16 protein-coding genes and 1 pseudogene are annotated in these 13,565 nt (G+C 34.1%); 10 read left to right on the top strand and 7 right to left on the bottom strand.

Annotation, left to right across the window (positions count from 1 at the left end; all coding sequences use genetic code 11):
* Window positions 1–104: 104 nt before the first annotated feature.
* Together D1866_RS02605 and D1866_RS02600 are read right to left on the bottom strand one after the other, a co-directional pair.
* Window positions 105–341 (bottom strand): hypothetical protein, encoded by a 237-nt coding sequence (locus D1866_RS02605; RefSeq protein WP_152941264.1) that lies wholly within the window; start codon window positions 339–341, stop codon window positions 105–107.
* 44 nt (window positions 342–385) lie between these two features.
* On the bottom strand, window positions 386–709 hold the full coding sequence (locus tag D1866_RS02600; protein ID WP_155861023.1) for a winged helix-turn-helix transcriptional regulator: 324 nt from the start codon (window positions 707–709) through the stop codon (window positions 386–388).
* 135 nt (window positions 710–844) lie between these two features.
* Here D1866_RS02600 and D1866_RS13210 point away from each other — a divergent pair, with 135 nt between their 5' ends.
* The 3 genes and pseudogenes from D1866_RS13210 (at window position 845) to D1866_RS13880 (ending at window position 2,430) form a co-directional block, all read left to right on the top strand.
* Window positions 845–964 carry a CDGSH iron-sulfur domain-containing protein gene (locus D1866_RS13210; RefSeq protein WP_231136359.1) on the top strand — a complete coding sequence of 40 codons (120 nt, stop codon included), beginning with the start codon at window positions 845–847 and terminating at the stop codon, window positions 962–964.
* Window positions 965–981: 17 nt separating this feature from the next.
* Window positions 982–1,668 (top strand): class II glutamine amidotransferase, encoded by a 687-nt coding sequence (locus D1866_RS02590; protein WP_152941260.1) that lies wholly within the window; start codon window positions 982–984, stop codon window positions 1,666–1,668.
* 153 nt (window positions 1,669–1,821) lie between these two features.
* Window positions 1,822–2,430: pseudogene (locus tag D1866_RS13880) on the top strand (DUF8196 domain-containing protein).
* Here the strand turns inward: D1866_RS13880 and D1866_RS02575 are convergent.
* Window positions 2,422–2,982: a cysteine hydrolase family protein gene (locus D1866_RS02575; RefSeq protein ID WP_152941252.1), complete on the bottom strand. Its 561-nt coding sequence runs from the start codon at window positions 2,980–2,982 to the stop codon at window positions 2,422–2,424. The pseudogene D1866_RS13880 and the gene D1866_RS02575 overlap by 9 nt on opposite strands.
* A gap of 113 nt (window positions 2,983–3,095) precedes the next feature.
* Here D1866_RS02575 and D1866_RS02570 point away from each other — a divergent pair, with 113 nt between their 5' ends.
* A complete protein-coding gene (locus tag D1866_RS02570) occupies window positions 3,096–4,550 on the top strand; it encodes an MFS transporter (protein ID WP_152941250.1) in 1,455 nt (484 codons plus the stop codon).
* Here D1866_RS02570 and D1866_RS02565 read toward each other — a convergent pair.
* Window positions 4,523–4,906 carry a hypothetical protein gene (locus D1866_RS02565; RefSeq protein ID WP_152941248.1) on the bottom strand — a complete coding sequence of 128 codons (384 nt, stop codon included), beginning with the start codon at window positions 4,904–4,906 and terminating at the stop codon, window positions 4,523–4,525. The genes D1866_RS02570 and D1866_RS02565 overlap by 28 nt on opposite strands.
* 91 nt (window positions 4,907–4,997) lie before the next feature.
* Here D1866_RS02565 and D1866_RS02560 point away from each other — a divergent pair, with 91 nt between their 5' ends.
* The 3 genes from D1866_RS02560 (at window position 4,998) to D1866_RS02550 (ending at window position 8,817) form a co-directional block, all read left to right on the top strand.
* Entirely contained in the window at window positions 4,998–5,825 is an 828-nt protein-coding gene (locus tag D1866_RS02560; RefSeq protein ID WP_155861022.1) for a DMT family transporter, read from the top strand.
* A gap of 172 nt (window positions 5,826–5,997) precedes the next feature.
* A complete protein-coding gene (locus D1866_RS02555; RefSeq protein ID WP_152941246.1) occupies window positions 5,998–7,179 on the top strand; it encodes an MFS transporter in 1,182 nt (393 codons plus the stop codon).
* Window positions 7,180–7,335: 156 nt separating this feature from the next.
* Window positions 7,336–8,817 carry a thiamine pyrophosphate-binding protein gene (locus D1866_RS02550; RefSeq protein WP_152941244.1) on the top strand — a complete coding sequence of 494 codons (1,482 nt, stop codon included), beginning with the start codon at window positions 7,336–7,338 and terminating at the stop codon, window positions 8,815–8,817.
* Here D1866_RS02550 and D1866_RS02545 read toward each other — a convergent pair.
* Window positions 8,807–9,337: a C2H2-type zinc finger protein gene (locus D1866_RS02545; protein ID WP_152941242.1), complete on the bottom strand. Its 531-nt coding sequence runs from the start codon at window positions 9,335–9,337 to the stop codon at window positions 8,807–8,809. The two genes, D1866_RS02550 and D1866_RS02545, sit on opposite strands and share 11 nt — an antisense overlap.
* A gap of 260 nt (window positions 9,338–9,597) precedes the next feature.
* Between D1866_RS02545 and D1866_RS02540 the strand changes: the two genes are divergently transcribed.
* On the top strand, window positions 9,598–10,830 hold the full coding sequence (locus D1866_RS02540; protein WP_152941239.1) for a YeeE/YedE thiosulfate transporter family protein: 1,233 nt from the start codon (window positions 9,598–9,600) through the stop codon (window positions 10,828–10,830).
* 5 nt (window positions 10,831–10,835) lie between these two features.
* Window positions 10,836–11,105, top strand: coding sequence for a hypothetical protein (locus D1866_RS02535; RefSeq protein ID WP_231136358.1), 270 nt, complete (start codon window positions 10,836–10,838; stop codon window positions 11,103–11,105).
* Between the two features lie 67 nt (window positions 11,106–11,172).
* Here the strand turns inward: D1866_RS02535 and D1866_RS02530 are convergent, their stop codons facing one another.
* A complete protein-coding gene (locus tag D1866_RS02530) occupies window positions 11,173–11,799 on the bottom strand; it encodes a hypothetical protein (protein WP_152941237.1) in 627 nt (208 codons plus the stop codon).
* A 706-nt stretch (window positions 11,800–12,505) separates the two neighbouring features.
* On the opposite strand from D1866_RS02530, the gene D1866_RS02525 reads away from it, so the two are divergent.
* Window positions 12,506–12,940 carry a PadR family transcriptional regulator gene (locus tag D1866_RS02525; protein WP_152941235.1) on the top strand — a complete coding sequence of 145 codons (435 nt, stop codon included), beginning with the start codon at window positions 12,506–12,508 and terminating at the stop codon, window positions 12,938–12,940.
* On the opposite strand, the gene csa3 is transcribed toward D1866_RS02525, so the two are convergent.
* Entirely contained in the window at window positions 12,937–13,563 is a 627-nt protein-coding gene (gene csa3 / locus D1866_RS02520; RefSeq protein ID WP_013776302.1) for a CRISPR-associated CARF protein Csa3, read from the bottom strand. The genes D1866_RS02525 and csa3 overlap by 4 nt on opposite strands.
* Window positions 13,564–13,565 lie beyond the last annotated feature (2 nt).

The following is a 13,565-nucleotide window of genomic DNA, read 5'->3' as shown; positions in this document are numbered from 1 at the left end:
AAAATTCTAAAGATACTCTTATAATATAAAGCAAAGTCCACGTTAGCGTTATGCTATAAGGCCATTTATAATAAAGAGTACTGTTTTTGAAGAAGAATTTTATCTCATTGTTTTCTAAGTAGTCTATATCCCAGAAAGTATCCCGCAATGCCTAAGGGTAGCAACGATAATAAAATAAGAGGATCGTTGATCTGTGCAGAGAAGAAAATTAACAATAGCACATATATTATTGGCCAAAAATACATCCTGCCTTTCCTAAACTTTCTTGGCATTAGCCTCCTAACTCCGATATAGATGATAAGGTAAATAATCAGCGATTGTTCTTCATAGTAATTAATCATAATATACTGTTACTAAATTTCCTTTTAAATCTAATTTATGTTGGTCATTTAAGGTATTTATTTCCCCATTTTTGTATTTCTTCAAATACTCCTTTCAATTCTTTGCCTTTTTCTGTGAGTTCATATCTTACTCTAAAAGGTCTATCACTTATTATTATCCTCTTTATGAGATCGTTATTTTCTAAATCTTTTAATGTAGAAGATAAAGTCTTTGAACTTAACTTGGTTAATCTTTGTAATTCGTTAAATCCTTTCCCTCCATCTAATAAATACCTTAAAACCAGCAATTTAGGCTCGCTACCAATTATTCTAATTGTTTCAACGATAGGGCAGATTGTATCAAGTTTCTTCAAAGTAACCAACTTTATCTATATTCACGTACTGTATATATACTTTACTTTCTACACTTACTTTGCAATGGCTAGGTTAGTAAAACACGACCGTAATAAACCTTATATGATAAAGGCAGATAATGGACAAGTTTTTATGTGTGTGCATGTGGATTGTCTAGAAATAAACCTTTCTGCGATGGTTCACATAAGAGAACCCTGGATGAGGAAGAAGGCTCAGTTTACGTCTACGACGAAAATGGAAGAATAAAGCTACAGAACTTTTATCCGTAAAAGTCTTTTTTCTTTATATGTGCAGAATGTTTGCTTATGTAGGTGATTCTAAGGAAGAGTTAACTAAACTTTATGAGGCGTTGAAGGAGTCTGCTAAAAACGACGTTATTGCCTCTAAATATGGTTTAAATCCCGTTCACGGCGATGGCTGGGGTTACGTTATTTATGACGGAGAAAGAATCTATTTTTATAAATCAAAAAATCCAATATTCACTGAGTCTTTAGTTTTACCTTCCATAGAAGGTAAGTTTTACGCAATATTTCACGCGAGACAAGCAACGGATAAATCTACTGTGTCCGCTAGATTTGCTCATCCTTTTTATGGAGACGATGAGAATTATTTTTACTTCTTTGCCCACAATGGTTCTGTCGATAAAGAAAAATTAGCCCATGATCTGAATTTCCAAGGTCAAACAACAATAGATAGTGAACTCGCTTTAAAATTTCTAATAAAGAACGGCATAGAAAAAGGGATAGATCTTTTAATGAAAGAGTATACTAAGTCGGCTCTCAATGTTTTTATACTAAGAATATCTAGATCTGACGGCTCTGCAGAGCTTTATTACGTGAATTATTACACGAGGAAAGATAGAAGTGAGTATTATAAGTTTTACAAAACAGAGAATGCTGTATTCTCTTCTACCCTCACTTACTACGGAATAAGAGGAGTTGAGGTTGAGGAAGGAAAGCTCTTAAAGTTATAATTCAATATTAATTTGGTGAGCGAAGAGGCAATTGCTAGAGCGTTAGCAAGTAACGAAGATTTTGCGAGAAAAGTAGCTGATCTTATAGCCGATAAGATAGTAATTAAGAAAATAGATGAACTGACTAAAGAAGTAGAAAAACTTTCAAAAACAATGCAAGACCTTGTAGATCAACAGAAATTGGTATGGGAAAAATTTGATGAAAATGACAAAAAGTTCAATCAAATAATGGAGAAAATTGATAAGGCAATTGAGGAGATGAAAGAGGAAAATAAGAAAATAGACGAAAAATTCGAAGTGACCATGGAAAGTATAGAGAGGGAAAATAAGAAGAGGGATAAAACTATAAATAAATTATTAAAACAGAATCAGCAAATTTTACGCACATTAGAAAATTTGACTGGCTCTTTAGAGCAGGAAGCTATTGAACACATGGAATACGTTATTAAATCCAAGCTTAATGTAGACGTTAAACTGTACAGACTTGAATTATTGCATAAGTTGGAAATAGATATTTATGGCGAATTTGGAGGTTACGTAATTGTTGGGGAAGTAAAAGCTAGAGCTGGAATAAGTACATGAAAGAAATTGGAAGAGAAGATACAGAAACTTAAGGCTTACAAGCTAGAAATCGAAAAGAAAAAGATTATTCCAGTAATTTACGCAATGACAGTAACTAAGGAATTAGCAGAGGCTTGTAATAAAAAAGGAGTTTATTTAACTAATGGTTATAAAGATTATTCTCCTTTACCGTTAGCTTGACCACCTTTCAATTATTTCTTTATTATCAAGAACTGGCATTAATTTGCTCATATTTGCTAAAGACCTTTCGTGTGCATCTTTGTCAGAAGACGACACTGCTTCTCTAGCTATAACCGGCAAATAGCCTAAAGCTTGTGCGTGCCTTGCTGATGTCTCTACTCCTATATCAGTTGCAATTCCAGTGAATACTATTGTTTGTATTCCAGCATTCCTCAACATCAGCTCGAAATTAGTGCCCACGAATATGCTTGTAGTATTCTTGTTTAGAACTACATCACTGCCTTGTGGATATACGTCCTTTACAATGTCTCCAGGGTTAAATGATCTCCTCATGTAAGGTGGTTGAAATCTTTCCGGTAACGGCGTTATTTTTGTGTAAACAATAGGAACGTTATATTGCCTGGCTGCAGAAATAATCTCTTTCAATTTCTGCAGAAATTCTTCTTTATTAAATATGGAATTTACTAGAGCTTCTTGCACGTCCCAGACTACTAATATGGAATTGTCTTTTCTTATGAATTTCTTTATTTCATCTTTATTGTACCAGGCCATAATCTCATCTAGCTAGTTAAGGTAAAAAGTTTTTATCCAAAAATTTTGGTATCAAACCAACATAATATAGATATATCGAAAATCTTATATCTATGAAGTTCTCAATTTCCCTCATGGACATTAAATCTAGGACTCTACTTATACTTTCTTTAATGTTACTGGTTGTAAACTACGTTGAAACAATGGTTATTCCTGCTTTGCCAACGATAGAGCAGGACTTTTCAATTTCTCCTACGCTAGCAGGATGGGTAACTTCGGCCTATATGATAGTTGCCGCCGCAACTTCACCGTTAATGGGCAAACTTGCAGATACTTACGGCAAAAAGAAGATGTACGTTACTGCAATAGGTTTTTACATAATTGCAGTAGCTATAGCAGGTTTTTCTCCAAATATTTGGGTTTTATTAGGCGCTAGGGCTATTCAAGGCGTCGGCTTCTCAATGTTTCCAATAGCGATAGCTTACATAACAGACTTATATCCTAAGGAAAAAGTCGCTTTTGCACAAGCAGTGTTAAGTGCTATGATAGGAATCGGGCCAGCTCTTGGATTACTAATTGGATCTTATGTAGTTGAAGATCTAGGTTGGCCTTACGCTTTTCATACTGCGGCAATATTATCTTTAATCCTTTTCATCATTTCTATAAAGTACCTTCCACACACCGGCATAAGATATAAGGAAAAAGTTGACTACTTAGGTTCAACATTAATAGGCTTAGCTACAGTTCTAGTTTTAGTTTACATTACTGAGGGACCTACATTAGGATGGGCTTCAGTATGTAACTTATCCTTGCTCATTTCTGGGCTAGTAACGTATGGAATTTTTATAGCTGTTGAAAGAAAGATAAAAGAACCTTTGTTAAGGTTAGATTTATTTAAAATAAGAAACTTTGCAGTAGCTAACTTAGTAGGAATAATTTCTGGAGTAGGAATGTTCACGGTCTTCATCTTTCTAGTTTATTACTCTCAGTTGCCTTCACCTTACGGACTTGGATTATCAATAATTCAGTCTGGATTATTAATGTCTCCAGTAGCCTTTGGAATGGTAATTTTCGGCCCCATGTTCGGTAGAGCATTGCCAAAAATAGGTCCTAAGCCTATCTTAATTCTAGGTAGTCTGCTATCGTCATTAGCTTATATTATGTTAGTATATTATAGATCCAATCCAACAGAAGTTCTCATTGATGGATTTATATCATCAATAGGATTAGTGGCAGTCATAATACCTTTAGTAAATATGGTAGCATTATCATTGCCGGAACAATATAGAACTACAGGAATGGGAATGAATACATTGCTAAGAACCATAGGTGGAGCTGCAGGTCCAGTAGTTGCTACGTCATTTATGCAGGCTTATCAAGTCCCTGTCATAATGGTTTACGATAATCAACCGTTGGTTTTAGGTTTTATGCCTTCTTCTACTGCTTTCAATTATATTGCTCTCTTCGGACTTGCAATGATGATCCTTACGTTAATAGTTTCACTATGGACTAAGAATTACACATTTAGAGGAGTTGTCGTTCAAGAAAATAATAAGAATAATCACTTAACAAACGAATATACAAGGTAAGTTATTATACCATAGAAAATATGAGCTAACACGTACGTTAATGTTATTTTTATTGGGAAAACCAATAAGTGAACTGGAAGACTAAAGAGACTTAGCACTGCAGAACCAAATAAAATACCCATAATTAATGCAGATAAGAAGTTCTTGTTTTCATAGCCTATTTTTGCTACTTCTATTATCGATATTCCAACTAATGCTACAATAATTGCAGCAATTAAGTGTAGTACAATTCCCAAGACAACGGAATCAGTCCTGAGAATGTGATAGGATATCGTTGAAAATACGCTGAGATTGTTTATAAAGAAGATTATCTCTAAAAGCCCTCCTATAAATCCTGATAATATTTTCTTTATCATGGTTGAATATATTTTTTATACTTTAAAAATTTTTTATAAGCTTATTCTCTTCCTCGCTTAATTTTAAATATTTTTTAAGGCATTATCACACGTGATAAGGGGTTATTTAACAATACTAGGAGTAATAATAGTTTGGGGTATTTCATTCCCTTTATCAAAAATTGCCCTCTATTTTATGTCTCCCTTTGTCCTTACTTTTATTAGATTTGTTATAGGCGGTCTAATTTTAACAGCTTATGGGAAAGGAATAATTTACGGTAAAAAGGAGGCTATTAATGCAATACTTAACATGGGAATTTTTGTCATACTCCTAAACCTAGCTATAAACTATTCCACTAACCCTGCATTAGCCTCTGTACTAATTTACATGCAACCTATATTCGTAGCATTATTCTCAAGGTTAAGAGGCGAGGAAATATTATTCCCTCAACTCGTTGGAATAATAGTTTCATTTGCTGGTATATTTATTTCAGTAGATAGCGTTAATTTTAGCCTAGGATCTCTAATAGCAATAGTTGCAGCAATACTTTGGGCAGTTGGAACTTTATATTACTCTAACCTAAAAAATAGGGATATAGTAAAGCTTAATGCCTTCATGTCCCTCTTTTCTTCACTGTTTGTAATACCAATCCTTCCTTTTGATTTTTATTTTAAACCTTCTGCCCTTGGAATAGGTGTGGGAATTTTAGTTGCAATAATAGCTCAGGCTTTAGGCTTCATATTATGGTTTTCAAGTGTTAAAGACCTAGGGGCAACAACTGCATCTAGTATAGTCATTTTAGTTCCAGTGTCTGCTTATCTATTTTCTTTCATAATTTTAGACCAAATACCCAACATTTTCCAAATATTCGGCTCATCGTTGGCTCTTATAGGAGTTTTTATCTCCCAATATAGTAGAGTATACTTATCAAGAAAATGATCGATACACTAGTAAACTCTCAGTGCCGGTGGACTGCATCACAGTTCAGTATAGAGCGCGCTCAGCATCAGTTTTTCTATATAATTTGCTAATAATTATTTTTACCTCACATGATACTGGATAGGATTTTTCTAAATTAGCTTTAAATAGTTGGGTATCAAATATACCTAACATGGACGTTGAGAGGGAATTAAGAATATTAATAATTACCTCCTTAGCTCATTTTAATAACGATGGAACTTTTCTAATATTCCCCCTTCTTATAGTATACTACTCTACGGTTGATAGGATAAGCCTAGTAATCTTAGGAGCAATGTCGATAATTTATACTCTGCTTTCTGGTCTTCTATCTCCTCTAATAGGTGACTTTGCAGATAAGCATAACATTGATTCTGCCTTAATGAGTTTAGGAATATTTTTGGAAGGTGCGGCAATAGGGCTTTTTGGGATTTCCTTCATGTTTCCGTCCATAGCGTTAATAGCATTAGGCTCGACACTATTAGGAATAGGACAAGCTTTTTATCATCCAATAGGTGGTGCAATACTTTCTAGGACTTTTGGCAAGGAGGCTGGCAGAGCGTTAGGAATTAATGGATCCTTAGGAAGTTTAGGAAGATCTTTAATGCCTTCAATTGTAACTTTTCTTATACTAGGCCTTGGGGAAATAACCGGTTTGCTTACAGTCTCTGCATACATGGTACTTTCCGCAATGATAATATTCGTTGGTCTCAAGTTCTATAAAAGAGAATCTATAGACGTTAGAAAGAGTAAAGAAAAGTTGGAAAAGGTATTTTATAAGTTCTTGCTCATATTAGGTTCAATAGTATTTATAAGAAGTATGTTCATTACTGGTACAACTACTTTCGTTGGAGAGTTTGTATATGATGTATATCATTCTAAAGAGTTGGCTGGAATATTCTTAACTATAGGATTTTTAGGCTCTGTTTTAGGTCAACCTGCATTCGGTTGGCTTACTGAAAGAAAAGGTGGAAGATACGCATTTATAGTTAGTAGCTTATTGACAATAGTCACCTTTATAGGATTTTTAGTATTTGCTGAAAACTTGATAATATCCCTTTCTTTTTACACAATATTCACGTTTTCTGCGTTCAGCTCTTTCCCAGTATTGTTAGGCTATGTAAGTCAAACGTTTCCTAAAAATTTCTATACAGTAGCAAATTCCTATATATGGGGTATTGGAGTTACAGTAGGAGGTGCCGCCGGAAATGCGTTAATAACAGCACTTCTGGGATTAAGATATACTATACTTTCGTCGTTTTACGTTATGCTAGGATTGGCAATATTCTCTGCTATACTAATGCCTTTAATTCCAAAGAGAGTTTCTACAGCGTGAATGTTTTAAATAAATACAGAAACTGACTTCTTACTTCTTTCAGACTAGGTCTAGGAGAAATAAAATGTTTAAAAAAATAGATTGTAATATTTGACAAAACAATTAATGTTAAAACATATCAAATAGTTTTTATACTTCATTACAAGCTTATTTTATATGCTTGGGGACAAGATTTTTGAAATACTCAGGGAATTTACTGATAGAATATACGGGAATCCTGGAACAACTGAATTATCTTTTATAAAGAAAATACCTCCAGATTTTAAATACTATTTAGCTCTGCAGGATGGAATTGCAGTAGGGATGGCTGAAGGATATCATTTAGGCAGTGAGAAGTTAGCTGTAGTAAACCTTCACGCAGCTCCAGGCTTATCTAATGCCTTAGGATTCCTTTACACAGCTTACATGGATAGAATACCTATGGTAATAATTGGAGGTCAACAGACTTCTTCTCACCTTTCAGACGAACCTAGACTTTACGGAGATTTAACAACGATATCTAAACCAGTAGTTAAGGCGTCCTTTGAAGCAAGAAATGCTGACGAAGGCGTTAAATTCCTTATAAGGGCAATAAAAACTTCCTTGACCCCTCCCTATGGGCCTACTTTCCTTTCCATCCCTGAAGATTTAGAAGACAAGGAAGTTAACATAACTGCTAAAAATTTTACGCACAAGGTAGAACTTTGTTGTAGGGAAGACGAAGTAAAGGAGGTAATGGATGAGATTAACTCCTTTGATAAAATAGCAATAGTAGCTGGATATGAAATAGATGTATTCAACGCTCACGATGAAATGAGGGAATTCGCTGAGAAAATTAACTCCCCAGTTTTTGCTGAACCTTTCGCTTCTAGAACTCCTTTTGAGACTCCACATAGGCTTTTTGCAGGAGATTTACCTAGAAGGTCTAGTGAAATAAATAAGGTACTTGAAGATTTTCCTGCTGTACTAATCATAGGAGGTAGCGTAAATAATGTGCTATTTCCGGACGACGAAGTACTGAAAGGAAAAGAGGTTATTGAAGTAACTTACGATTGGATTGAGGCGTCAAGAAGGCCCTGGAAGACTTTAGTTTGTAACCCTAGGGACTTTCTAAAGCTTGCAATTAAATATGCAAAGCCTCACGCATTTAGTCCAGTAAAAGTTTCCCCGCCTAGAAATCAGAAAGTGGAGGAAATAATGAAGTTACTGTATCCTCGTCTAGGTAATTATGCCATATTTGATGAGGCACCGTCTTATAGGGAAATAATAAGATCAATAGTTGGTTATAAAAGAAGGTTATTCTTTGCAAATAGAGCAGGATTTATTGGTTGGGCAATCCCTGCGTCTTTCGGTTATTCCTCTGCTGGAGGTAAAGCCTTGGCAATAGTTGGAGATGGAAGCTTTAATTACAGTTTTCAAGCTTTGTGGTCTGCAACAAAATACGGAGGGATAATGAAAGTTCTTGTAATTAACAATCAAGGATACAATTCTCTTAAAGGTTGGGGAAATACTAATGCAGAAATTCTCTCACCTATAACTTCTCCGTGGAAATTAGCTTCAAGTTACGGGTTTGAAGGAAAAGAGTTTGATGACTATAAGAAAGGAATAGAGTGGTTAATGGAAGGCGATACTCAAAAATTGGCAGAACTTAAGGTGTAATACTTCTTTTTTCTTCTATTAACAATGCTTTTCTTACGTTCTCTATTACATCATCCGGCATCACAATGGAAGATAGGCTCTTTATTACTGCACCAGGTAAGATAGAGCCTAAGAAGTTTAGCTCAGCCTCAAAAGTTACAATAATAGTTAGCCTTAAGCTTTCTCCTAATCTCGCTTGCCTAAAACTTATTTTATATTTTATATTACCTGCATCAATTTTGTAATTTATTAATCCTGCATCATAATAAGGACCTTCAGCCTTTGCTATTAAAGACCTTTTTAAAACTCCTCCGATCACATTCCTAGATAAGCGTAAAGGAATTATTACCTTATCCTCATAAGGTAAGAATCCTAGCAACCTTATCGCGCCCTCTTTATTGTCTATGATTGACGATATGTAATCCTTAGGTAAAGATATCTTGAAAGACTCAGAAGACGTTAAATAGTGATGTCTTGTACTCTTTATATGCTTTTCAAATGACTTTTCGTCTTGAAATTCTTTATCACAACACCTATACATAGGATGTTATACTAGTAGTTGAATTTAAGGAATAGTTTAAAGCTTTTTAACGTTTTACGTGCTTCTGTGGAACTATAATTTATCATTATATAATTACTGACTATATCTAAGTAATAAGTTTTTAACGGATATATTTAAAAAAAGTTTAAAGAATTTATATTCTGTAATGTATTAACTCTGTTAAAGTTAATTTCCCATATTTTTTATAAGAAGTTTATTTAATCTTGTGAAAAGAAAGTTATCTTTGGTGATAAAGTAAAATGATAACCTATACAGCCCCAATGTGGGTTGGATTGGTTATAGGTTTCATAATTGGTGCAGCAGCGGAAATATGGGGAATATCAAATCCTGAGACTTTAATTAGACTAGCAAAGTGGGAAGATAGATTATTCGTAGCTTGTATTGCATTAGGATTTGCTATTGGAACTCCAGTACTCTTCGGTTTATATGCTGCAGGCGTTGGTTTTCATTGGAGTCCTAAGCCGTTTTATGTAATAGGAGTACTTATAGGAGGTTTATTCTTCGGAGCGGGATTAGCACTTTCAGGATACTTCCCTGGCTCAATATGGATGGCTTTGGGAGAAGGAAGAAGAGATGCAATATATGCGGTATTTGGAGCAATATTAGGTGCGGCCACTTGGACTGCTTTATATCAAACCCCAGCAGGACAATGGTTAACCACAGTAGGAAACTTTGGTAGCCTAATAATAGGAGCTACTCATCCTTCAGGAAAAGAGTACTTAATACCTTGGGGTGGATTAACGCCACTGGACTTATTCGGAATTTCAATAATCTACGCAATAGGAATGTTCTTACTAGCTTACTATTTACCAAGGTATAAAGGAGGAGTTAGGAGCTGCTTCAGAGCAAATATACAAAGAAGACTAACACCACAAGAAATTCAAATGCATCAGGAGACTGCAAGATTCTTAACTGAAGGCGGATTACCTTATAGTGAAAATAGCTTAGCAAAGAAGTTAAATGAGTATTACGCTGTTGAAGATAACGTAACTAGGTGGTTCATGGTTTCAGTTGCAGGAATTGTAGCGTTAACAGTGGTTGCAGAGATGTTCTTACACCAAATATTCGGCGAATCTACTACTGACTCTTGGATTGCTGGACACTTATTTATGCCAACTTTCAAGTATTCACAAATAGTGTTCAAGGGAATTGGCTGGGAGCCTTATAGCGACATTGGAACATTAATGGGTGCATTCTTCAGTGCAGTATTCTTAACTAGGAGATTTACTGCATTTAGAGATATAATACCACCTAGCTGGGCTGAAAGGTTTGGAACTAACCCTGCAAAGAGATTCTTAGGATCATTCGGCGGTGCGTACTTAATGCTATTTGGTGCAAGAATGGCCAATGGTTGTGCATCCGGACATATATTAAGTGGTGACCTACAAATGTCATTAAGTGGATTAGAATTCACTGCTGCAGTATTCGCTTCCATGCTAATAACTGCACATTATGTTTACAAGAAGAGGTGATAAAAATGACAGTAAATGAGAAAGAATTAGAAGAAATGGACAAAATCTTTAAGGTAATATTCATAATAGGCTTAATCTTAGAATTCGTTGTAGCAATCGTAGTGACAGGCAATGCAACAACTACACCGTTAACAGCATCACAAGTAGCTGCTGTGGGAATAATAACTGTAATTCTATTATTGATAGCTGGAATAATATACAGCCAATTCCCGTACTCTGTACTAGGTAAACCTGTAGAAAAGGAAAAACAGAAAGTTGAAGAAAGAAGTAGATAAATAATAAAAAGATATTAATTTTTATTTATTCTTTTGTTCAATTTGTTTTTATTAATGTGTGTTCTTCTCACATTTTTATTATCACATAATTTAGTCCTAGGTATATTACAAAGAATAATCCTAGATATAGTTCGTCAATATCAAAGAAAGCTTCTCCAAAGAATAAAGTTCCTAGACTGAATAGCAGTGCTGAAAGTACATACTTTAATTGAGGAACTCTAATCTTCATTATCTGTGCTTTTAACACGAATAATAATGCTATAACTAGGATTGAAGCTAACAAAGTTCCAGTCAATGCGGAAATATAAGATTGTGGGATTAATGCTAGTATTACAAGACCTGCTTCAAGTGCCTCTGTAAAGCCCACTACGTAAACTGTAGTTAAAGTTTCTTCGCCTTCTTCTTTGTGTACTATTTTTATCCCTTTGAAATACCTTCTAGCACTTCTTATCAATTTGTATCCAAAATAGAATAGGATTACTCCAGCTACTATAAGCACGTACTCTAAGGGAAGAAATACTATGTATCTTCCTAAGGTAAAAACTGGAATTAAAACTGTAAGTACTCCTGCCAGCCCGTAAATATACGGCTTTCCATTTTTGTATATTCCATTAAATATTACAGCTACAGCACCTGCTTCTGACAATTCTAAAATGCTTATTCCTAGTGAAGCTAATAAGACTGCAATATCCATAATTCTAACTTCGGCGTTTTCATATAAAATTAGCTCTACTGCCTAGAAGGTTCTTTGTAGTTTCTTTCAGAAATAACATAAACTTACTTTTAATCAATCGATAGATTTAGAATTTATACTAATTAGATAAGCTAAATGATCTAAGAAATCTCCAGTATTCTACAACTCATCAAAAAGGATAAGTTTAAAAAAGATATTGACTTAAAATATTACCGAGTATATACCCCCAATAATTTATTGTTTCTTTTCTCCGCCTTGTTGTTGTCCTTGTGTCTTCTTTCCTTTCTTTGCCATTTGTGGTCTAAGAAAAGTTTAGTAAGTGAGAAGCTTATAAAAATTATTAACATTAATTGGTCTAAACATTAATGTAAATTATAGACGATAACTAGTGTACTGATTTTAAACTTATAACCGATCTGGCTAAATATCTTTATTATTTCACGTAATAATGATGAATAGTTTTCCAGATTCTCTATATAGATAATTTATCAATTTTAGGTAAGGGAACGATGACTAAGGATAATCTCTATATATAGAAGGGTTTAATATCTTATCATTGATATATAATTGTTTAACAATATACATATATTTCCCCAATATTAGTTAACATTATAATCAAATATTACGCAATAAAATAAAAGATAGGTGGAATATAACATGTATTAATAAAAAATTATTTAATGACGATAAGTTCGCCGAAAGTAAAATGCAAAACAATATTAAGTTTGAATTAAGAACTTATCACGTGCATTTCCATAGAGGTAGAGGACTTAGACAAATAATACTTTACTTACTTTATACCAATGGGCCATTAACTGGAGCAGAAATAATGGAAAAAGTAGAAGAAAGTAGTATGGGAATGTGGAGGCCTTCTCCTGGATCAGTTTATCCTATGATAAGAGAATTGGAGGCTGAAGGATTAATAGAAGTTGTGAAAACAGAAGGAACTAAAAAATACTACGGTCTAACTAATAAAGGTAAAGAATTACTAGGAGGGATTCCTAAAGAGAGAAGAATAGATAATGCGATAACAGAACTTGAATCATTGGTAGACTATATCTTAGATAACTGGGATTCGTTAAATTCTGAAGAGAAGGATAGAATAAGAAAGATAATTGAAAAGCTTAAATCGGTAAGCTAAGCGTTTTCGTCTGCCATTTCCATCATTAGTGCCATTATCATTCCTTTATTATTTAAAATATAACTAGTGTCTTCCCTTCTAATATAGCCATATTTTAATAGTTTTGAAAGCTTTCTGCTTACAGCAGATGTCGACATTCCAGTAGCTTTTGCCAACTTATAAATACTTCTATTCCCTCTCCATATTTCCCTTAGTATAAGAAGATGATCAGTATTTATATCACCCCTGGTAAGATCAGATACTTTAAAAGAAATTTTACCTTGAAAATCTTCTGTTTCTATTTCGACATCAGCGTCTACTCCTTTTAATGCCAAAGCTGTAAGCGTCTCCATTATTATAGCTCTCATACCTCCGCTTAGATTTGCAATAATTTTCTTATCTGTCGGTAAATAATATGCTATTACTGCGACAGAATTTATAAAATTTATAGGATCTACTTTGACTATTTCGTAACTTATTGACGAATTATCGAGAAATGTTGTAAACGATGATAATGCTTTCTTAACTTTATCGCTGTCTGTAATAGACGTTACTATTATCACTTTTTCTATATTCTTACCGTAATTGAGCACTGCCCTTATCTGAAATTTCTCGTCAAAGCCAAAGGTTGTTACTAATATCATAT

The organism is Acidianus ambivalens (assembly GCF_009729015.1).
GTDB lineage: Archaea > Thermoproteota > Thermoprotei_A > Sulfolobales > Sulfolobaceae > Acidianus > Acidianus ambivalens.
Note: the sequence above shows the minus strand (reverse complement) of the source record. Positions and strands in the feature narration are given on the sequence as shown.

Coding starts and splice junctions, on each gene's coding strand:
- D1866_RS02550 (WP_152941244.1), top strand. CDS start 7,336: ATGCTTGGGGACAAGATTTTTGAAATACTCAGGGAATTTACTGATAGA.
- D1866_RS02605 (WP_152941264.1), bottom strand. CDS start 341: ATGATTAATTACTATGAAGAACAATCGCTGATTATTTACCTTATCATC.
- D1866_RS02575 (WP_152941252.1), bottom strand. CDS start 2,982: ATGGCCTGGTACAATAAAGATGAAATAAAGAAATTCATAAGAAAAGAC.
- D1866_RS02530 (WP_152941237.1), bottom strand. CDS start 11,799: ATGGATATTGCAGTCTTATTAGCTTCACTAGGAATAAGCATTTTAGAA.
- D1866_RS02540 (WP_152941239.1), top strand. CDS start 9,598: ATGATAACCTATACAGCCCCAATGTGGGTTGGATTGGTTATAGGTTTC.
- D1866_RS02570 (WP_152941250.1), top strand. CDS start 3,096: ATGGACATTAAATCTAGGACTCTACTTATACTTTCTTTAATGTTACTG.
- D1866_RS02590 (WP_152941260.1), top strand. CDS start 982: ATGTGCAGAATGTTTGCTTATGTAGGTGATTCTAAGGAAGAGTTAACT.
- D1866_RS02545 (WP_152941242.1), bottom strand. CDS start 9,337: ATGTATAGGTGTTGTGATAAAGAATTTCAAGACGAAAAGTCATTTGAA.
- D1866_RS02555 (WP_152941246.1), top strand. CDS start 5,998: ATGGACGTTGAGAGGGAATTAAGAATATTAATAATTACCTCCTTAGCT.
- D1866_RS02525 (WP_152941235.1), top strand. CDS start 12,506: ATGCAAAACAATATTAAGTTTGAATTAAGAACTTATCACGTGCATTTC.
- csa3 (WP_013776302.1), bottom strand. CDS start 13,563: ATGATATTAGTAACAACCTTTGGCTTTGACGAGAAATTTCAGATAAGG.
- D1866_RS02565 (WP_152941248.1), bottom strand. CDS start 4,906: ATGATAAAGAAAATATTATCAGGATTTATAGGAGGGCTTTTAGAGATA.
- D1866_RS02535 (WP_231136358.1), top strand. CDS start 10,836: ATGACAGTAAATGAGAAAGAATTAGAAGAAATGGACAAAATCTTTAAG.